Raw genomic sequence first — 21004 nt, forward strand, 5'->3', positions numbered from 1 at the left:
TTGCTAAAAGTCCTGCATGTCGCGAACTCTTCGCGCCCACAGGACACCTAGCACTGAGGCTAGGACACCGGCGGCTGTGGTCACACCGGCAAATAATAGGAATTGATTCCGCTTGGTGGATCCAGCCGGCGACGAAGCCCATACATTATGGTTCTCGCCACTGGCGAGCTGCCATTCCACCTTGTTCGGTTCGGTCTGGCGGCCATTGGAGTCAGTAACCTGCTCCGGGAACGCGACGACGAAATCAACCTTCGCGCCGGGCAGGTGAGTCAAATCCATGTGGCCGTTCATCGAAATCTTGCCGCCACCGGTACGGTCTAGGTCGATGTCTACGCGATCGTCGGAAAGCTGTCGGAGCGTATCGGTGAGTTCAATGAAGTGCAGCTCGTTGAACGAGACTTCCATCTTTCCTGTGGAGGAGTCGATTACTCCCTGCGAGACGCGGTCGGAGAGATCTTCCGGTACTTGCCACTGCTCAAATTGGGAACGGACTTCCTCCGTGGGTGTTACGTGAATTGTGCCCGAGACTCTGTCGTCGCCGGAAATGGTAATGCCAGCCTGTGCGTCAAAGCAGCCGCTGAGCGGCAAGATGGCGGCAATTCCGGCCATTGCTGTGGCAATGCGCAGAGGCGAAAGTCGTTGACGTGGTGTGGAAGGTTCACTCGGTGATGATGTCACGGGGAAGATCTACTCCTAGAACTGCGAAGGGACGAGAGTCCCCTGTGAAATAAAAGTTCCTTAAAACATCTTTGAAACCAAATTGGCGGTAGAGCTGCCATGCCCTATTGGCCTCATTCGGGTATTCCGGGGTTGACAACAGAACTCGCGTCTCCGGGCGGGAATCGACCAACTCGTGGAGCAACCGTTTACCGAGTCCCCGCCCCTGAAAGCTGGGGTGAATGTGAATCTCAGACAGTTCGGCGTAGTTGCCCAAGAGCTTGACGACGTCCGGTAGCGAGCGCCCGTCCATGAGCAGTCCATCTCTTACCTGGCGATACCACCAGTGCGTGTCCAATCCTGTACGGCAGTAGCCGATGCCGACCAACCTGCAGCGCGGGTCGCGGAGAGCGTGGGCAGGGGAGAGCTCTTCGGGGTGAGCTATGGCTGCAGCAGCCATGAAGCCGGGTTGAGTGGTTTGCTTCTGCCATTCGTGGAGACGACCGGGCAAGATCGCGGGGTTGTACTGCATCGCGGTGATGTAGAGAGCCACTGCTTCTTGCAGGCGGAGATTGAAGTCTCCTGCTGTCATCGGAACCACGCTGTATTTCACAGTGACCAGATTAGCGACTTAGACGAACTTAGTTGTGAGATTACTGCAATAACATCGAGTCGAACAGTTGTGCGAAAGTATGCCTGGCGTAGTCCGGGGTTGGGGATAGATTGCAGTCAATCCCGCTAAGGGGAAGCGGAAAATCCGTGCTCATGTGAATGCTGTGTGAAAGGAGAAGCAGGGTGGTGGCAAGGTCGAACGTGGTGGAGTTTAGGGCGATTTCGCAGTCGGGTTTGGTCGCCCCGGTCGGTGTCTCAAGGCAATCGCTGGAGCTGCTGGGGCGGGCAGAGGCTCTGCTAGCGAATGCTTGGAATGCCAGCTCTGATGAGATGTTGGAGCTTTCCTACTGTGCGGCGCTGCGTTGCGCAGGCGCGCTGTTGAATCGCGACGATGTGTCGGTGGCTGGGGGTTCTGGCTCGGGCGCTCGTTCGGGCTCGGTAGTTAAGCGTCGTCGTTCGGCAACACAGAGTGCCTGGTTGCGTTTAAAGAAAGAGCAGCCCGAATTTGATAGCTGGGTCACCAAGTTTGAGCAGTTCACCGCGCTGCGTGAGGAAGTCCGGTTGGGTATTTCGCGTCGCATTGACTCTCGGCGGGCGCAGGAGTTGTGGGATTTAAGTTGTGCATTCTTGGGGGCTGTCCGGGCTGAGCTGGGTGTTCTGTCCGCGGCTGCGTAAGCCGGTGGGGGCGTGTTAGAGCGTTGCTTTCCTAAATAAATGGGGGATTGTTCGGATTCATGGAACAATAGAGGTGAGTCGCCCGTTGAAGGGGTAAGAATGAAGCTAACGGACGCCGCGTTAGCAGCACGTGGCCTGTAATTAACTTTGTTGTATCGGCATTGTTAGTTGAGGGGTCAAGGCTCGCCAGTATCGCGGTGGGCAATGCTCAAGTAGGCGATGGAGGAATTGTGGGACTATCTGAGCACGAACAGCGGATGCTCGACGAAATCGAGTCTGCACTCTACGCTGAGGATCCTAAATTTAGTTCGACGATGGCCGGAAATGCGTTCAGCTTTCCGGAGGAAAACAGCGCACCTCGTGGGTTTTCCATCCAGGTTTTTGCGCTCATGCTCCTCGGTCTGCTGATGTTGATTGGCGGCGTCGCTCTTTTCTCTGTGAGCAATTGGTTCATTGTGTTATCGGTTGCCGGCTTTGGCCTTATGTTCGGTTCCGGCGTTTGGGCTCTGACCGGCGCCGGTAAGCAGGAGAAGGCTAGTTCTGCTTCGGGGCTGAGCTTTGGAAAGTCTAAGTCCGGGGCGCCAAAGAGTCGTCGAGGGACCTCGGGTAGCCGTGGCTCCTCTGGTGATTCCACGTTGGAATCGCGTTTCCGTGGCCGCTTCGAGGGGCGTTAGGGGATAAGCCTCAAGAATTAACAAGTGAGGGCAAGCCAGCGATGGCTTGCCCTCACTTTTTTGTTTTTCTAGACGTGAATCGTCTCCACAAGATCTCACCCACTTTGCCCCACCCCGAGTCCCCACTTTCCCCCACTTAGCTATTGGGATGGAGGAATTCTTATCTGCGGTCGTTGTTGGTATCTCCGAAAGTTTGGCTCTGGCGACACAAAATTGCAGGTCAACGCACTAAGTCTGGCGACCAGGTTGAATCTGGATGGTTTTTAGCAGGTAAGTGGTGGGTAGTGGGGCGTAAACTGCTTTCTGTTAACAATGTGGTTGGTGTGGCGTCGTTATCGGCGTGGTCGCGGGTGGGTGCCCCACTTTTTATTCGCGCTTTAATTGTCGAGGTGATTCTTTAAAAGTCCAGGTCAATTGGGTTAAAGCAGATGTCCTAGCGGTGGGGTTGCGCTGATGCTGTGGCTATTTTTCTCCTTCTTGTGTTGATAGTGGCAGATAGTGGGGTAAAGTGGGGCATGATGTTGATTGAGGTTGGTCAACATTGCAGAAGTGAATATCCGATTTGCGCTTAAAGTTTGGCGAGATTTTGGCACAGCGGGAAAGCACAGCCCTCCGGCTCTGCTTGAAGGCAACGCCTAAATCCCTGAATTCGGTAAGCGTTTGTGCGTTGACATTGAGGTTGACACGGGGATAGGAGGCCAGTGACGCATGTTTCTGGGCACCTATACGCCGAAGCTTGATGACAAAGGGCGCCTGACGTTGCCGGCGAAGTTCCGCGAGGATCTCGCAGGTGGCCTGATGGTCACTAAGGGACAGGATCATTCTCTGGCGGTGTATCCGAAAGAGGAGTTCGTCAAATTAGCTCAGCGGGCTACTAAGGCCTCTCGTACGAATGCCAAGGCGCGAGCTTTCATCCGAAATCTTGCGGCGAGCACCGATGAGCAGCGGCCCGATGGTTCGGGGCGAATCACGTTATCGATGGATCACCGTCGGTACGCGAATCTCTCCAAGGAGTGCGTGGTTATCGGCTCTATTGACTTTCTGGAGATCTGGGACAAAGAGTCCTGGGAGGCCTACCAGGCGGAGCATGAAGCTGATTTCTCCGAAGGTGAGGATGACTCGCTGTTCGGCGTTTTATAAACCGCATGGAATAACCGAAAAGAGGGAATGTCCGCATGGACTCTGCCTGATAGCCCCTGGTGTACTTCCCCGATACCAGGTTCTGTCAGGCGGGGCCCTGTGAACATCCCCGCTTTTTGTTTTAAGCACCGATAGCAGCATTCCCAGTAGTGCTCATGAGGTGCGGTCTGGTTGCTGGCGCGGCACTCGTCGTTAAGCAAACCGGGAATACACTCGATAGATTCTCTGACCAGTGCAAACATACCCGGTGAGGAGGGGGAAATGAACGGATCGGCACCTGCGGATGATCGCAAGTCCGGCGAGTTTGGTCATGTCCCCGTTTTGCTTCATCGAGTAACTGATTTGTTGCGCCCGGGCATCGAGGCACTGGGTGACGACGCAGTAGTTGTCGACGGCACTCTTGGTGCCGGTGGGCACACGGAATATCTGCTGGAGCAGTTCCCGAATCTCTGCGTCATTGGACTCGATCGCGATGACAATGCACTGCGAGGGGCAGAAGAGCGTCTCGCGCGCTTCGGTGATCGCTTTGTAGCCTTCCGTGTGCGTTTCGATTCGCTCGCCGAGGTGCTCAGTGGTGAGATTCCTGCAGCCGCTGGTGGAAGTGGCGCGGAGGATATTCTCGCCCGCGCCGCTGAGAAGGGCATTGCAGGTGCGCTTTTCGATCTCGGTGTTTCCTCGATGCAGCTTGACCAGGTCAATCGTGGATTCGCCTACCGAGTCGACGCCCCGCTGGACATGCGCATGGATGCAAGCCAGGGGATTACCGCAGCGGATGTGCTCAATACCTATTCGCACGGTGATATCGCGCGCATCCTATCGACCTACGGCGACGAGCGCTTCGCCGGCAAGATCGCCTCGGCAATCCTGCGTGAGCGGGAGAAGGAACCGTTTACGACCTCCGGCCGTCTGGTTGAGCTGCTCTACGAAACCATTCCGGCGGCATCTCGCCGCAAGGGCGGACACCCGGCCAAGCGTACGTTTCAGGCTCTTCGTATCGAGGTAAATCGTGAGCTTGAAGCTCTGGAAAATGTACTGCCACAGGTCTGCGATGCACTCGCAGTCGATGGGCGTGCAGTGTTCATGAGCTACCAGAGCCTGGAAGACCGCATCGTCAAGAAGGACTTTGCGGAGCGCGTGAAGTCGACAACCCCACCGGGGCTCCCGATGGAGCTTCCGGGGCATGAACCGCACTTTGCTCTCATCACGAGAGGTGCGGAAAAGGCGTCGGCAAGCGAGATCGAAGACAACCCCCGAGCCGCACCGGTGAGAGTTCGCTGTATCGAGCGAATTCGAGCCGATTGACCCAAACCTTTCAACCGCACCAAACGCACCCTTCACAATCTAAGTACTGGGAGAACTTTCGAGCATGGCAACGACAATCACGGAGCACGCCCCCACCCGGCGCACCTCCCGCGGCGCATCTGCAACCGTCGCCGGTGCCAAGACGAAGACTCGTCAGCGCGGCCGCAGCGCCCGCACGAAACAGGATCTTTATCAGCGCAGGCGGTTTGGGCGCACAGGTTCTCAGCAGGTCATCTCGGTGCGTGGGCGTCGCGTTACGACGTCCTCGAGGGATAACCACAAGTTTGCCGGTGCGGCCGTGATGATTATTCTCGTCGTTGCCGGAATCGTGGCGGCGATGTGGCTGTCGGGTATTTCGACCTCGACATCCTTGCAGCTGGATGCTGCGCAGACCAAGGAAAAGGAGCTGCGTAACCAGCTGGAGGTGCTCGAGCGGGATGTTGCTTACATGAAGTCAACCGGTGCTATCGCGCAGCGTGCTGTGGAAGAGGGCATGGTCAATCCGGAGCAGCCTGCCGTTTTGACGACTGATCCGGAAGGCAAGGTCGTGGAAGTGCGACCGGGCGATGAGAAGCAGCAGAAGATTATCGACCTCAACAGTGAGTCGCCGAATGTTCCGCATGCGCCGTCGTCGAACCCGAAGGACACCGAGAATGTTCCGGGGATGCAGGCACCGGCCATTGAGGAAGCGCACCCACGTCCGAACGGGTTGCCGGCAACCGCTCCGTATGCGCCGCAGAACCATGAGCCCGCACCAGCACCTGCGCCGGCTCCGGCACCCGCGCCTGAGGCTGAAGCGCCAGCGCCAGCCCCAGAAGCGCCAGTCGCGGCGCCGGAAGCACCGGAAGCTCCGGCACCCGAGCCAGCTCCAGCACCGTAGGAACTTAGAAAACAAACTGGGCCAAACTGGCCAACTGTCCGATATTCTGGCGGTTCCACTGTTTCTGGTCAGTCGACTGTAGACTAATTAATTCAGTACTCGCGATGGCAGGGAATACCGCCTAACGTTATCGCGCGCGGGAGAATCGACTTAGTAGAAAGCACTAGCGCATGATTCGATCTGAAGACGACTACCCCAACCGTGGAGGGGGGTATGACTTCGGCGAACGTGCTTACCGAATTACATCCCGTGAGCGCAGAGGCCAAAGTCGCGTTCGGGATGGTCAGCGCAGCCGGGGGCTCGATGCTAAAACCAACCGAAGCGTGCCCCCGCGCGAAAAAATGCGCATTAGTAATAAGGACTTCATCCGACGTCGCAACTGGCTGCAGTTTATAGGCGCTATCGCAGTTGTAGTGCTGGTCTCCCGTTTGGCTTGGGTGCAGCTCGTCGCAGGTCCTGACCTGTCGGCGGCGGCGCAGAATCAGCGCACGGTGGAAGTTGTTGATGCAGCTCGGCGCGGTGCGATTCTCGATCGTAACGGAGCTCAGCTTGCCTTCACTATGGAGGCACGCAGTATTACCGTTCACCCGAACACTTTGCGCAAGTGGATTGGGGACGCCCATAAGCAGCGCCCGGATGATGTCGCTACCTACGATGAACGCCTCGAGCAGATCGCCAAGGATTTGCCGAAGCTACTCGACGTGGCCGACATCGACGCGGAGAAGTCGGGAAGCAGTCGCCGTCGTCAAGCGGAACCCGAAACCGAGGAGAACTCGGTGATGAGCGCGCCGTCCCGGGTGAGCTCGAAGGACATTCTGGAGAAGCTGCGCAATGAGGACAGCACCTATGAGGTGCTCGTGCGTAATGTCGACCCGGACAAGGCCGCTGCCATCGTGGAAAAGTATCCGGAACTGGTGGCGGAGCGTCAGGATATTCGCCAGTACCCGAATGGGGCGACGGCGGCTAACGTCATCGGCAAGATTGGCATGGATGGCGTCGGCCAGTTCGGCTTTGAAGCCTCTCGTGATGCCACTTTGCAGGGTATTAACGGTGGCAAGACCATTGATATCGCCTCTAACGGTGTGGCAATCCCGGGATCCACGCGCGATGTCCACGCAGCTGTGGACGGTACGACTTACGAGCTGACCCTGGACCTCGACATGCAGTACTTTGTCCAGCAGCAGGTCAACCAGGCGAAGGCCAACTCGGGAGCGAAGGATGCGTCGGCAGTCGTGCTCGACGCGAAGACCGGCGAAGTGCTTGCAATGGCGCAGGCGGACACGGCTAACCCGAATAAGGATATGGGGGCCGAGCTCGAAGAGGGGCGCACTATCGGAAACTCCGCTGTATCGAACCCATTTGAGCCGGGCTCTGTAGCAAAGATTATTACCGCAGCGGCCGCTATCGAAGACGGCAAGACCACACCGGATGAGGTTCTGCAGGTTCCGGGCACGATTGATATGGCGGGTGTCACCGTGCGCGATGCATGGGAGCACGGCACGGAAGCTTTCACGACGACCGGTGTATTCGGCAAGTCCTCCAATGTCGGCACCCTAATGCTGGCAGAGCGTTTGGGTCAGGACCGCTTCGCTGAGATGCTGCATCTCTTCGGGCTGGGGCAGTCCACGGGTATCGAGTTGCCCAGTGAATCGTCCGGCTTTGTGCCACAGCGTCCGCAGTGGTCCGGCGGTACATTTGCGAACCTGCCCATTGGTCAGGGTATGGCCATGACACTGCTGCAGATGACAGGAGTTTTCCAGGCAATCGCCAACGATGGCGAGCGCATCCCGCCGCGTATGATTCGTTCGACAATTTCCCCGGACGGCACGAAGACGGCAACAGAGCGCCCGGAAACAGTGCGTGTGGTTAGCCCGGAGACCGCCCAAACTGTGCGCGCTATGTTTGAAGGCGTTATGCAGTCTGATCCCACGGGGCAGCAGTCGGGTACCGCGGCCGGCAATAGTATTGAGGGATACTCGCTCACAGGCAAGACAGGTACGGCGCAGAAGTTTGACCCCGACACCGGCGCGTACTCGAATTCCAAGTACCACATCACGTTTGCAGGCATCGCGCCTGCCGACGATCCCCGTTTTGTCATTGGCATTATGCTTGACGAACCCCAGCGTGGTGTCCATGGTGACGGCGGTCAGTCAGCAGCCCCACTGTTTAAGGACATCGCCGCTTGGGCGCTTAACCGCTACAACGTACCGCCGTCGCCACCCCGCGAGGGCAAGTTGTTGCTGCAGCCGTAACGAGGTCACCACCACAATGAAGTTACCGCGACAGCACTAATACACAGACTTTTATTACTTTGGTTTCTGCAAAGTGAATCTCTTGAATTTTTCCAACCTGTTGTACACCAACGACTGACTTGAAAGAGGGAACAGCCAATGACCGCCACCCTTGCGAAATTGTGTAACCTCGCGCATGGCCGACTTGACGGCATTACCGAATCCGCGGCGGCAGGAGCGGATATCGCCGCAATCGAACTCAACGCTGCCGAAGTGCCTGAAGGCGGAATGTTTGCTGCCGTCCCAGGTACTCGCACGCATGGTGCGCGCTACGCGCAGCAGTCGGCTGCTACAGCGATCCTGACTGATGAGGAAGGTCTGAAAATCCTGCGGGAAGCAGGGGAGACTCGACCAGTCCTGGTTGTCGACGATGTCCGGGCCGTCATGGGGCACGTTGCTGCAGAAATCTACGATCATCCCTCGGATTCACTGACCATCATTGGGGTTACCGGCACCTCTGGCAAGACCACCACGACCTACATGCTGGAGGGCGCGCTGCTGGCAGCTGGATGCTCGACAGGCATCATTGGTACTACCGGCACGCGCATCAATGGCCGTGCCGTTCCGTCGAGCCTGACTACCCCAGAGGCTCCAGCCCTCCAGCGCCTGTTCCACCAGATGCTCTCCGAGGGTGTGACGCACGTTGTCATGGAGGTTTCTTCCCACGCACTGTCGTTGGGACGTGTAGACGGAGTCAGTTTCGACGTCGGCTGTTTCCTCAACCTCTCGCAGGATCACCTGGACTTCCACAAGACCTTGGAAGAGTATTTCCAAGCCAAGGCCAAGCTCTTTGATCCTGAAGGTCCGACACATGCACCGAAGGCTGTCGTGTGCATCGACGACGACTGGGGTGTCCGCATGGCAGATATCGCTGCCGGCGACCCGGATGTCCAAGTCACCACTGTCCATACTCAGCATCGCGTAACCGACAAGACGCCAGCTGCCGAGGTCTTTGCAGAATGGCACGCCGCTGCAGCCACTGTCGCCACTAACGGTGTCCAGCATGTGGAGCTAACGCGAAACAACACTGACACAGTTGAGGTGGAAGTTCCTCTGCCGGGTGCTTTCAACGTTGCCAATGCCGCAGTCGCATGGGCTGTGCTCGATGCGATTGGGCATGCCAATGACGCGGCCAAGAGCGGCCTGGCGCAGGTGCGTGTGCCAGGCCGCATGGAGCGCATCGACCGCGGACAGGACTTCCTGGCTGTGGTGGACTATGCCCACAAGCCAGCCGCAGTAGCTGAGGTGTTGGCCACATTGCGCGCACAGACCGAAGGTCGCGTGCTGGTTGTCGTCGGCGCCGGTGGCGACCGCGATAGTGCCAAGCGTCCAATTATGGGAGCTGAGGCTGCATGCGGTGCCGATGTCGTCATCATCACCGATGACAACCCACGCTCCGAGGTGCCCTCTGAAATCCGTGCGGCCGTGGTCGCCGGTGCGAAGGAAGCCGTTGCCAGCGGCAAGGCCAGTTCTGACACGGTTGTTGAGGAAATCGGCGATCGCGGCCAGGCAATTCGCCGTGTCGTCGAGCTCGCCCACAGCGGTGACAGCATCGTGGTGGCTGGCAAGGGACACGAAACCGGCCAGGATATCGGTGGCGTGATTCACCCGTTCGATGACCGTGAACAGCTGGCCGAAGCACTCACACAGCGACTGGAGGGATCCGCTGATTGAGATTGCTGAAATCGCTGAGGAAGCGCACCACCTGACATGCCTACCGCGAACCATTCGCGGTAAGCGAATAAAATCAAGAAATCATCCTTTACTAAGCGCCTGGAACTCTAACCAACAAGGACTATAGACATCATGATTGCCCTGACCGCCGCGGAAATCGCTCACATCGTGGGAGGTGAACTCGCCCACGTCAATGATGACGCCACAGTGACTCAGCCCGCAGAATTCGACTCCCGAAAGATTCGCGAAGGCTCGCTCTTCCTCGCCCTGCCGGGCGCGCGTGTCGACGGCCACGACTTCATCGATCAGGCTGTAGCAGCTGGAGCGCCGATGGCACTGGCGGCACGAGATGTTGGGCAACCTGCGGTCGTCGTCAAGCCCCTTGGTAAGCAGGACTCCAATGCCGACGCATTTGCACACGATCCGGATGGTTCCGGGGCGGCGGTGCTGGAAGCGCTTGGTAAGTTGGCGCGTTACGTCGTCGACGAGCTGAAGAAGGATCAGCTGCATGTCGTCGGTGTGACGGGTTCGGCGGGAAAGACGTCGACGAAGGACATGATGGCGACGCTGCTGCGTACCGACGATCCGACGGTGGCGCCGAAGGGGTCGTTTAATAACGAAATTGGGCATCCGTACACGGTGCTGCAGTGCACTCCGGAGACGAAGTACCTGGTTGCGGAGATGAGCGCACGCGGAATTGGGCATGTGGCCCACCTGGCGCGCATCGCGCCACCGACGATCGGTGCGGTGCTCAATGTTGGCACGGCGCACCTTGGTGAGTTTGGCTCGCGCGAGGCAATCGCGCAGGCTAAGGGCGAGCTCGTGGAAGCGCTGCCGGCTGCGGAGCAGGGCGGTGTGGCCGTACTCAATGCCGACGATGACTACGTCACTGGCATGGCTCCGCGTACCCAGGCGAAGGTGGTGTTCTTCTCTGCCGATGAGAACTCCGAACGCCACGCAACCGCGGATTACCGCGCCACGAATGTGCATCTCGATGATTTTGCTCGTGCATCTTTTGACCTGCATGTACCGGATGGGCGTACATTCCCGATCCAACTGCAGGTCTATGGTGCGCACCAAGTGGCCAATGCCCTGGCGGCGATTGCGGTGGCAGTGGAGTCCGGTATTGATGCTGAGCAGGTCGCAAAGGCGATGGCTGCGCATGTGGCAGCGTCAGAGCGGCGCATGGATGTCCAGCAGCTCACTGGCAATATCGTCGTAATTAACGACTCCTATAATGCCAACCCTGATTCGATGCGTGCGGGGATTGACGCTCTGGCACGTACAGCAGCTGGCCCAACGCACCAGGACGCCTCATCGTGGGCCGTGCTGGGACAGATGGGTGAGCTTGGTGATTCCGCTGAAGATGAGCACTCGTCGCTTGGCGAGTACCTTGTGGGCCGCGGCATCGATCGACTAATTGCAGTCGGAGAGAGTTCTAATGTGCATGCCCTGGCCGACAAAGCGGAAGAGTTGGGGTTAAATACTTCTAGGGTGCCGGATACATCCACTGCCGCGGATTTGGTGGCGGCCGAGGTGCGTCCGGACGATGTGGTGTTAGTCAAGGCCTCCTATGCGGACGGTATGTGGCGGGTCGCGGACTCGCTGGCTGCCAAGGTTGGGACTACGCCCGAAGGTGAAAGCGGAGAGGAAAAGTAAGTGATTCAACTTATTCTCAGTGGTGCGATTGCATTCCTGGTGAGTGTCTTTTTAACACCAGTGCTTATTCGCAAATTCTCTGCTGAAGGTCTTGGCCAGGAGATTCGTGAAGAAGGGCCGAAGAGCCACCTGCGCAAGCGGGGAACTCCGACTATGGGCGGCATCGCCATCATCGCCGCAATCGTCGCTGGCTATTTCCTCTCACACCTCGTTACGTATATCCAGACTGGCGTGGGGCCGTCCGCCTCCGGTCTGTTGGTGATGTTCCTTGTTCTGGCGATGGGCGCATTGGGTTTTGCCGATGACTTCATCAAACTCTACAAAGGACGCAACCTGGGGCTGAACAAGACAGCGAAGCTGGTTGGGCAGCTGGCGGCAGCACTGATTTTCGGCGTGCTGCTGCTGCAGTTCCCGGATGCGTCTGGCTTGACTCCCGGTTCGACGAGCTTGTCGCTGATTCGAGATATTCCGTTCCTGAATCTGGCACCGGGGCCTGTGTGGTTCGGCATGATTGTCTTCCTGGTATTTGTCTTCATCGTCATTGCCGCATGGACGAATGCCGTCAATCTCACTGATGGCCTTGACGGCCTGGCCGCTGGCGCCACCGCGCTGCTACTGGCCACCTACACGCTGATTTCCTTCTGGCAGTTCCGTAACTCTTGCGAGGCTTCGCTGGGCAGCGGTTGCTACAACGTCCGCGATCCGCTGGATATCGCCGTTATTTCCGTCGCGGGTCTGGGCGCCTGTTTGGGCTTCCTGTGGTGGAATGCAGCGCCGGCAAAGATCTTCATGGGAGATACCGGTTCGCTGGCTCTTGGCGGTTTGGTAGCGGGTCTGTCATTTGTCACCAAGACTGAGCTGCTGATGGTTATCATTGGCTTCATCTTCGTGATGGAAGTTGCTTCCGTGGCAATCCAGATCGCGGTTTTCCAGACGACTGGCAAGCGCGTATTCCGCATGGCTCCTCTCCATCACCACTTCGAAAACGGAGGTTGGGCGGAGACAACTGTTGTCGTTCGCTTCTGGCTACTCGCAGGCATTTTCAACATGATTGGCGCAGCCATCTTCTACAGTGACTGGCTCTCTCAGGTAGGCGTATTTCAATGATTAACTCACCAGACCCGACCAACCTCACCGATATCCGAAATCTCGACTTAGTCGCTACGGTGCGCTCTGGTCGAGTTCTGGTGGCAGGAGCCGGAGTTTCCGGTCGCGGTGCCATTGCGATGCTCAAGGACATCGGCTGTCCGGAAGTTGTCGTCGTGGACGACTCCGCGCTCGGCGCACTGGTTGCCGCCGACTTTTCGGTTCGGCACGTCACAACCGCAGACGCTCGCGACGAGCTTGCCGACGCGGTTGCGATCGTGACCTCCCCGGGGTGGCGTCCGACCAGTCCGCTGTTCGACGCCGCCGCTGAGGCCGGTGTCCCGGTATTCGGTGATGTGGCGCTGGCTTTCGCCGGCGACTGTGCCCAGCTGTGGGGTCCGAAACGGACCTGGCTGGTAGTCACCGGCACTAACGGCAAGACCACAACCACCTCCATGCTGGCCGCCATGCTCGGGGAGCAGGGCGCAGCTGTGGGCAACATTGGTGTGGCCCTGTACGACGCACTGACTGCTGAGCCTCGTATCGAGGTGTTGGCCGCAGAGCTGTCCAGCTTCCAGCTGCACTGGGCTCCAAACATTCGCCCAGATGCGGGAGTACTGCTGAACCTGGCGGAAGACCACATCGACTGGCACGGTTCTTACGAAAACTACGGTCTGGACAAGACCCGTGCGCTGCGCGGTACTGTCGCAATCTACGGTGCGGATGACGCAGATGTCGTCGAGCACGTGGAAAAGATGCTGAAAAACGACGAGCTCGGCAACTCCGTCGTGGGCTTTACCGATGGTCCCCCGGAGGCACACCAGGTCGGAGTTCGCGACGGCATGATTGTCGACCGTGCTTTTGGCGGCGGCGATGCCGCAGCTGACGACTCTGGTCCGGGCATTGTCATCGCACCGGTAGCGGGAATTTCTCCTCCCGGCCGGGCAGGTGTTCTCGACGCGGTGGCCGCCACTGCGATGGCGCGCAGTATCGGTACCTCACCGGAGCAAATTGCAGCGGAATTGGAGACTTTCGAAGTTCGCGCACACCGCGGTCAGATTGTCCATAAGGCAAATGATGTCGTGTGGATTGATGACTCCAAGGCCACCAACCCCCACGCTGCCGACGCTGCACTGTCCGGTCATGAGCGTGTCGTTTGGATCGTCGGTGGTCAGCTCAAGGGCGCGGAAATCTCGCCGCTAGTGGCGAAGCATGCTCATCGCCTGCAGGCCGCCGTGGTTCTGGGCGTCGATAGGCAACTAGTCAGCGATGCGCTCTCCCGCATCGCACCTGCTGTGCCGGTCGTTGTCATTGATGACACTGACAAGGTCGATGCCATGGCAAAGGTCTGTATGGCAGCTAGTGAATATGCCAACCCTGGGGATGTGGTGCTGTTGGCACCAGCTGCCGCCAGCTTGGACATGTACTCCGGAATGGCTGAACGTGGCGACTTGTTCGCGCAATGGGCGCAGAAGGTGACGTCAACTGATGGATAACTCCCGCAAGGCTCGTAATTTAAGCGCTAGTGCCGCGACGGCACAAAAGGGGACGAAGGCTACCAGTTCACAGCGGCCCTCGTCGTCTAGCTCTAGTGCTCGAGAGCGGCCGGCGTGGGTGGAGCGTTTTAACGACTGGAAGTCGCGTCCGCTGTTCGACTACCACCTGCTGATGATTATCGTCGCGCTGCTGACGTCAATCGGACTGGTGATGGTGCTGTCGGCATCCATGGCCAGCGCGGGTAACGACTCGGGCAGCGTGTGGTCGGTGTTCATCCGTCAGCTGGTCATGGTGGTGGCGGGTCTTATCTCCATGTGGATTGTGCTGCGAATGCGGGTGGAATTGATTCGCTCGCTATCGACAGCAGCGCTGATTTTGTCCTTTGTGCTGCTGGTTTTGGTGATTATCCCTGGTATCGGCATCGGCCTGGAGGAAACCGGTGCGCGTTCGTGGCTGAGTATTGGTGGTATCACCATGCAGCCATCAGAAATCGCGAAGATCGCGCTGGCACTGTGGGGTTCGAAGCTGCTGGCTGAAAAGGTCCGCACTGCTGTGTCCTATACCGATTTGTTCGGGCTGTTCGGTGCGGTCAGCTTCGTGGTATTGGCACTGGTGATGCTGCAGCGTGACCTCGGCATGGTTGCTTCCATGGCGTTCGTCGTGGTGGCGTTGGCGTGGTTTGCTGGCCTGCCGCGAGTATTCATCACCGGGCTGCTTGCCGCTGCGGCTTTCGCCCTGGTGATTTTTACCGTCACCGCGGGTTTCCGTTCGGCGCGAATCAGGGTCTACTTGGACTCGCTGCTCGGTAGCTTCAACGATGTGCAGGGAGATGCCTATCAGTCCTACCAAGGCTTTCTTTCGCTTGCCGACGGATCTCTCACCGGTGTCGGTCTTGGTCAGTCGAGCGCGAAGTGGGGATACCTACCGGAGGCGAAGAATGACTTCATTTTCGCCATTATCGGTGAGGAGACTGGTTTCCTCGGCGCGCTGATGGTTATTTTGCTCTACGCAGCGCTCGGCTGGGTGGGACTTCGTATCGCCGGTCGCCAGAACGATCCGTTTCTCCGTTTGCTCGCGGGCACGATTACTGCTGCAACCGTGGTGCAGGCTTTTATCAACATCGGCTACGTCGTCGGTGCGTTGCCAGTGACTGGTCTGCAGCTGCCGCTGATTTCCGCCGGTGGTACATCGGCGATGGTGACGTTGTTCTCGATGGGGCTGCTGGCCACATGTGCCCGCCACGAATCGGAAGCAGTCTCTGCAATGCAGACTTCGGGACGTCCGGGGCTGGACAGGTTCCTGGGTATACCGGAGCCAATCCCGTATGACGAATCGCGTCGCCACGCGCCGAAGGTGCGTGCCCATCGCGATCCGCAACGCTTCGGTCCTCCCGTGGTGACCAGTGGAGCGCGTACTCCACGCGGCGAGGGGGCGCAGGTGCGGGAAACCTACAGTGGCCGAGCTGACCGACCCAATCGGCCCGGCCGTAGTGGAGGCAGCCGCAGTGGTCGAGGTGCCGCCCCGCAGCGTGGCTCCCGAACCTCCGGCAGCTCCGGAAACTCGGGCAGCGTTCGTGGCCGCGAAGTGGATTATTCCCCTCGCAGTGACAACGGACGGACGCGGGGATTTACAGCGAGGTCGCCGCGGGCTGGACGGTCACAGGGCTCCTGGTCGTCGTCAAGCTCAGGCCGGGGCAGTAGGATTCGGGGCGAAGGCCGTGGCGGACAGTCGCGTTCGCGCCAGCGCCCGGGCCGAAACAATAGGAACGGCGGTTCAGCACCGCGGAGGAGGAATCGATAACACCATGGCAGACAAGAATCTGGGCGCAGCCGCTGGGGCGAAAGGCGCTTCGGAGTCTGAGCAGTTTCTCAAGGAAGATGGCTCTGCTCCGACCATTGTGGTGGCCGGCGGTGGTACGGCTGGCCATATCGAACCTGCACTGGCAGTAGCGGATGCGATTTTGAAACTGCAGCCGGATGCCCGCGTCATTGCACTCGGTACGAATCGGGGGTTGGAGTCGACCCTCGTACCGGCGCGAGGCTATGACCTGGAGCTGATTCCGCCAGTGCCGGTGCCGCGCAAGCCGACTGCGGATTTGTTCAAGCTGCCTCTCAACGTCGCTCGTGCGGTGCGTGAGACCCGCAAGGTTTTCAAGCGCATTGACGCTGATGCGGTCATCGGCTTTGGTGGCTACGTATCGGCACCGGCCTACATGGCGTGCCGTGCGGGGAAGAAGATTCCGTTCCTGGTTCACGAGGCCAACGCCCGTGCGGGCCTGGCCAATAAGCTCGGTGTCGCACTCGGGGGCGTCGGCTTGGCCGCCGTGACTGGCTCTGGTCTGAAGGCCGAGGTCGTTGGCAATCCCGTGCGTGCCAGTCTCGCGGCGTTGGACCGCGACGCCAAGCGTGCCGAAGCCCGCGAGTTCTTCGGTTTACCGCAGGAGGGACCGGTGCTCTTTGTCACCGGTGGTTCGCAGGGGGCACGTTCCATCAACGAAGCTGTTACCGGTGCAGCCGCAGAGCTCGCCAACGCCGGTGTATCTGTACTGCATGCCTACGGCAAGAAGAATCACGTCGAGGTCGAGTCCATCCGCGAGGACGCCCCCTATGTCGCTGTGCCGTACATCGACCGGATGGATTTGGCGTACTCCGCCGCTGACCTGATTTTGTGCCGTTCCGGTGCGATGACGGTGGCTGAAGTCTCAGCTGTCGGCTTGCCTGCGGTGTATGTACCGCTGCCACACGGAAATGGGGAACAGGCGCTCAACGCCACCGATGTCATCGATGCTGGTGGCGGTATTCTCATCGCCGACGAGTCGCTGACTGCGGCATCAGTTTCGGATATCGTGATTCCGCTGGTCACGTCCCCAGAAAAGCTTGCCGACGGGCGCCGCGCCCTGGCCAACATTGGACATGGTAACGCTGCGGAGAACATTGCCCGTCGGGTGCTTTCTGCGGCTGTGAACCCTAAGAAGTAAAGCGAGCATAAACATGAACGTTAATTTCGATGACTTTCAGCCGGTAACGGGAGAGCTGCCCGCAAGTGTCCACATGATTGGCATTGGCGGTGCCGGTATGTCCGGTATCGCTCGCATCCTGTTGGCTCGTGGCATTCGTGTTACCGGTTCCGATGTCAAGGAGTCCCGCGCGGTGGTGGGACTGCGTGCGATGGGAGCCACCATCGCCATTGGCCATGACCGTACGAATCTTGAGCTTGCTGGCGAGGGAGAGCTGCCGGACGCAGTGGTCATTTCCTTCGCTGCTATCCCGAAGACGAATCCGGAGCTGGCCGGTGCACATGAGCTGGACATTCCGGTGCTCAAGCGCTCCGATGTGTTAGCGCTGTTGATGCAGGATTCCAAGGCTCTCCTGATCGCCGGTACTCACGGCAAAACCTCGACTACATCGATGACCGTCGCCGCTTTGCAGGCAGCTGGTTTGGATCCGTCTTTTGCCGTTGGCGGTCTGATGAGCAAGGCCGGCGTCAATGCTCACCAGGGCAGTGGTGACGTTTTTGTTGCTGAGGCCGATGAGTCGGATGCCTCGCTGTTGACCTACCAGCCGGAAGTGGCCGTAATTACCAACATCGAGCCCGATCACCTTGACTTTTTCGGTGACGACGAGACCTACTACGCCGTCTTTGACGCTTTTGCAGAGCGCATTAAGGATGGCGGTCATCTGGTCATCTGTGCTGAGGATCCGCATGCGGCCGCATTGGGCGAGCGCGCGGTGGAGCGCGGCATTAACGTGCTGGCTTATGGTGGGGAAGAAGCCTTGGCTAAACACCCGACGCTGCCGGTCGGTGCCGTTTTGCACGGCTGGACTCCCGTCGGTGGTGGCGCCCGCGTGGAGGCCACTGTTGGCTCGACATCGGTGAGGTTTGAACTGCATCAGCCCGGCCGTCACATGGCGCTCAACGCGCTGGCTGCAATGGTCGGTGGCGACTGCGTCGGGGCAGATTTGGGGCGTATGGCGCGCGGTCTCGGTGAATTCACCGGTGTCCGTCGCCGCTTTGACTACCACGGCAGTATCGGCGAGGGGCCATTTGTTGGCGCTCGTATCTACGACGACTACGCGCATCACCCGACCGAGGTCTCCGCAGTTCTGGGCGCAGCTCGGGAGTTGGTCACCGAGGCCGGTCGTGGCAAGGTCATCGCTGTGTTCCAGCCTCACTTGTACTCGCGTACTCGCAACTTTGCCGACGAGTTCGCTGCCGCCCTGTCTCTGGCGGACAAGGCCGTATTGCTCGATGTCTTCGGCGCCCGCGAGGAGCCACTGCCGGGCGTCGACGGCGCGCTCATTGCCAACAAAATGACCATCCCTGTGACGTATGAGCCGCATTTCACCAGCGTCCCGGCTCGCGTTCGCGAAATCGCCGAACCGCACGATGTCATTCTGACCATCGGCGCTGGCTCTGTGACGATGCTTGCCGACGAAATCGTGCGCGAGCTCAGCGGAGACAACGACGAACAGGTGGAGTCGTAGCACTGTGAAAACCAGCCGAAAGCAATCTCAGCAGACCGACGGTGCAGACCGGGGCACAACAGCGTCGCGGCGTCGGCGTTCAGCGCGCGCCCCGCGACGCGGCTGGCTCATCGGCGGTGGCCTGGTCGCGATTATCGCCATCGTTGCAGCGGTGGTGTGGTTTTCGCCGTGGCTGGTTGTGAAAAACATCGATGTTGAAGGCGTCGTCCACGGGGATAAAGACGCGATTGTCGAGGCCAGTGGTATCTCCGAGAATCAAAAGCTCATTCGCTTGGACACGGATGCCTCAGCGCGCTCCGTGGCGGGGCAGCCGTGGGTCGATAGCGTGACTGTCAGTCGTTCGTGGCCGCAGGGCGTGACTATTTCGGTACGGGAATTCACCCCGGTGGTGTTTGTCCGTGCCACTGACGGAGAGCATCTGTTTTCCGCAAATGGTCAGGAGTTCGTCACGGCAGCCCCGCCGGCGGGTGTCATCGAGGTTGTTGATGCACCTCGTGTGGATGAGCCAACAGACGGCAAAGTTGACCCCGAACCGCGCGTTATCAAGGCGGTTTTGAACGTCGTCAAGGCGTTGCCAGAGCCCGTTGCACACCGTGTGGAGCGGATTAGCGCTCCTTCCGAGGCAGAGATCAAGCTATTTCTGACCGATGGATACGAGGTGTACTTCGGGTCCTCGGATAATGCGGCAGAAAAGGCACGCGCGACGGAGATTGTGCTGAACCGTGGCGAGAAGATTTGGAATGTCTCCAACCCCCGACTACCCGCTGCTAAGGGAGAGTAGAGAATGGTGGTGTCTGGAGTGATTTCTGTGGCTAAACACTATCCCTCAAGTGCAGGTTTAAGGTAGCGACACGCGCTAAAAGGTCGCTGAATTATTTGCAGTTTTCGACCACAATGGGGTCAACAGCTTTTCGGCCATGATGCACTTCTTCCGTGCGGTGTCATGGAGAGCTGTACTGCCCGGCGGTGCCAATGCTGTCGTGCGGCCCATGTGCAACGTGGCTAGATGAAATTATTTAGGACCTATAGGAAAGGGCGAGAAACGCGCAATGACCTCCCCGAATAACTACCTCGCCGTTATCAAAGTCGTCGGTGTCGGCGGCGGTGGCGTCAATGCTGTCAACCGCATGATCGAGGAGGGGCTGAAGGGTGTCGAATTTATCGCAGTCAACACCGACTCGCAGGCCCTGATGTTCTCCGACGCTGATGTCAAGCTCGACATTGGGCGTGAGGCAACTCGTGGTCTGGGAGCTGGCGCTAACCCCGAGGTTGGCCGCACTTCCGCGGAAGACCACAAGGACGAGATTGAAGAGACCCTCAAGGGCGCCGACATGGTCTTCGTTACCGCAGGTGAGGGAGGTGGAACCGGTACCGGTGCAGCTCCGGTTGTCGCGAGCATCGCCAAGAAGTCCGGTGCCCTGACCGTCGGCGTGGTAACCAAGCCGTTCGACTTCGAGGGCAAGCGCCGTGCACGCCAGGCCGCCGAGGGCATTGAAACCCTCAAGGAGGTCTGTGACACCCTTATCACCATTCCGAACCAGCGTCTGCTGCAGATTGGTGAGCAGGATCTGTCCATGATGGACGCGTTCCGCTTCGCCGACGAGATTCTTTACAACGGTGTCCAGGGTATTACTGACCTGATTACCATTCCGGGCATGATTAACGTCGACTTCGCCGACGTCCGCTCGGTAATGGCTGAGGCTGGCTCGGCTCTGATGGGCGTTGGCTCCGCGCGCGGCGACGACCGTGTGATGAACGCCGCTACTCAGGCCATTAACTCCCCGCTGCTGGAGTCCACCATGGATGGTGCACAGGGTGTGCTTATTTCCGTCGCCGGTGGCTCCGACCTCGGCTTGATGGAGGTCAACGCCGCCGCGTCCATCGTGGAAGAAAAGGCTGATCCGGATGCCAACATCATCTTCGGTACCATCATCGACGACAACCTCGGTGACGAAGTTCGCGTCACTGTGATTGCTACCGGTTTTGAGCAGGGTAACGGCAACCCGCTGGACAAGCCAGCCGCAGGTGCCGCTGCACGTCCGGCTGCACAGGATGCCGAGGCGCGTCCGGCCGCTGAGCAGGCACCGCGACAGGGCAGCGCACTGCCGGGCGGTGACAACCTCGGCGCTCCGGCCCCGCGTGCGGAGGAAGAGCGCCCGGTCGCACAGCCGCGCGAGCGTGAGGATCGCGACCGCTTTGTCCCGCGCACCAACCCGAACAGCGGTGGTCTGTTCACCGACAACCCGACACCGCGTACGCAGGAAAACCGCAACTACCGTGGTGCTCACCGTTACGAGGATCGCGATGACCGCGACGACCGTCGTGGCGGTTACCAGGCTTCCAGCGACCTGCCGGAGTGGGGCTTCTAAGAAA

General features: G+C 59.1%; 17 protein-coding genes. 15 read left to right on the forward strand and 2 right to left on the reverse strand.

What is annotated here, in order from left to right:
* Positions 1-3 precede the first annotated feature (3 nt).
* Positions 4-678, reverse strand: a complete 675-nt coding sequence (locus tag QP977_RS07385; RefSeq protein ID WP_049170257.1) for an LppM family (lipo)protein — start codon at positions 676-678, stop codon at positions 4-6.
* The gene (locus QP977_RS07390) at positions 659-1249 is read right to left on the reverse strand and encodes a GNAT family N-acetyltransferase (protein ID WP_049170258.1); all 591 of its coding nucleotides are present in this window, start codon (positions 1247-1249) and stop codon (positions 659-661) included. Before QP977_RS07390 ends, QP977_RS07385 begins: the two co-directional genes overlap by 20 nt.
* Before the next feature lie 206 nt (positions 1250-1455).
* Here QP977_RS07390 and QP977_RS07395 point away from each other — a divergent pair, with 206 nt between their 5' ends.
* From QP977_RS07395 to ftsZ, 15 genes are all read left to right on the forward strand, one after another.
* Positions 1456-1944 carry an SAV_6107 family HEPN domain-containing protein gene (locus tag QP977_RS07395; RefSeq protein ID WP_049170259.1) on the forward strand — a complete coding sequence of 163 codons (489 nt, stop codon included), beginning with the start codon at positions 1456-1458 and terminating at the stop codon, positions 1942-1944.
* A gap of 230 nt (positions 1945-2174) precedes the next feature.
* Positions 2175-2618: a DUF3040 domain-containing protein gene (locus QP977_RS07400; protein ID WP_284847225.1), complete on the forward strand. Its 444-nt coding sequence runs from the start codon at positions 2175-2177 to the stop codon at positions 2616-2618.
* Positions 2619-3326: 708 nt separating this feature from the next.
* Positions 3327-3758: a division/cell wall cluster transcriptional repressor MraZ gene (gene mraZ, locus QP977_RS07405; RefSeq protein WP_005510286.1), complete on the forward strand. Its 432-nt coding sequence runs from the start codon at positions 3327-3329 to the stop codon at positions 3756-3758.
* Positions 3759-4019: 261 nt separating this feature from the next.
* Positions 4020-5060, forward strand: a complete 1041-nt coding sequence (gene rsmH, locus QP977_RS07410) for a 16S rRNA (cytosine(1402)-N(4))-methyltransferase RsmH (protein ID WP_049170260.1) — start codon at positions 4020-4022, stop codon at positions 5058-5060.
* Between the two features lie 64 nt (positions 5061-5124).
* Positions 5125-5940 (forward strand): cell division protein FtsL, encoded by an 816-nt coding sequence (ftsL, locus tag QP977_RS07415; protein WP_049190478.1) that lies wholly within the window; start codon positions 5125-5127, stop codon positions 5938-5940.
* A 341-nt stretch (positions 5941-6281) separates the two neighbouring features.
* Entirely contained in the window at positions 6282-8192 is a 1911-nt protein-coding gene (locus tag QP977_RS07420) for a peptidoglycan D,D-transpeptidase FtsI family protein (RefSeq protein WP_048731186.1), read from the forward strand.
* 138 nt (positions 8193-8330) lie between these two features.
* A complete protein-coding gene (locus QP977_RS07425) occupies positions 8331-9905 on the forward strand; it encodes a UDP-N-acetylmuramoyl-L-alanyl-D-glutamate--2,6-diaminopimelate ligase (RefSeq protein WP_049190471.1) in 1575 nt (524 codons plus the stop codon).
* Positions 9906-10037: 132 nt separating this feature from the next.
* Positions 10038-11564: a UDP-N-acetylmuramoyl-tripeptide--D-alanyl-D-alanine ligase gene (locus tag QP977_RS07430; RefSeq protein ID WP_070827219.1), complete on the forward strand. Its 1527-nt coding sequence runs from the start codon at positions 10038-10040 to the stop codon at positions 11562-11564.
* The gene (gene mraY, locus QP977_RS07435) at positions 11565-12671 is read left to right on the forward strand and encodes a phospho-N-acetylmuramoyl-pentapeptide-transferase (RefSeq protein ID WP_016423002.1); all 1107 of its coding nucleotides are present in this window, start codon (positions 11565-11567) and stop codon (positions 12669-12671) included.
* The gene (murD, locus tag QP977_RS07440) at positions 12668-14146 is read left to right on the forward strand and encodes a UDP-N-acetylmuramoyl-L-alanine--D-glutamate ligase (protein ID WP_070652762.1); all 1479 of its coding nucleotides are present in this window, start codon (positions 12668-12670) and stop codon (positions 14144-14146) included. Before mraY ends, murD begins: the two co-directional genes overlap by 4 nt.
* The gene (locus QP977_RS07445) at positions 14139-15947 is read left to right on the forward strand and encodes a peptidoglycan glycosyltransferase FtsW (protein WP_070652763.1); all 1809 of its coding nucleotides are present in this window, start codon (positions 14139-14141) and stop codon (positions 15945-15947) included. The genes murD and QP977_RS07445 overlap by 8 nt, the downstream gene beginning before the upstream one ends.
* A 4-nt stretch (positions 15948-15951) precedes the next feature.
* The gene (murG, locus tag QP977_RS07450) at positions 15952-17124 is read left to right on the forward strand and encodes an undecaprenyldiphospho-muramoylpentapeptide beta-N-acetylglucosaminyltransferase (protein WP_070652764.1); all 1173 of its coding nucleotides are present in this window, start codon (positions 15952-15954) and stop codon (positions 17122-17124) included.
* A gap of 13 nt (positions 17125-17137) precedes the next feature.
* Positions 17138-18631, forward strand: coding sequence for a UDP-N-acetylmuramate--L-alanine ligase (gene murC / locus QP977_RS07455; protein WP_069359187.1), 1494 nt, complete (start codon positions 17138-17140; stop codon positions 18629-18631).
* Between the two features lie 4 nt (positions 18632-18635).
* Complete coding sequence (locus QP977_RS07460; RefSeq protein WP_049192950.1) at positions 18636-19412, forward strand: cell division protein FtsQ/DivIB; 777 nt, start codon at positions 18636-18638, stop codon at positions 19410-19412.
* Positions 19413-19680: 268 nt separating this feature from the next.
* Positions 19681-21000 carry a cell division protein FtsZ gene (gene ftsZ / locus QP977_RS07465; RefSeq protein WP_070429551.1) on the forward strand — a complete coding sequence of 440 codons (1320 nt, stop codon included), beginning with the start codon at positions 19681-19683 and terminating at the stop codon, positions 20998-21000.
* Positions 21001-21004: the final 4 nt, after the last annotated feature.

It is taken from the genome of Corynebacterium sp. MSK012, assembly GCF_030232435.1.
Classification (GTDB): Bacteria; Actinomycetota; Actinomycetes; order Mycobacteriales; family Mycobacteriaceae; genus Corynebacterium; species Corynebacterium jeikeium_D.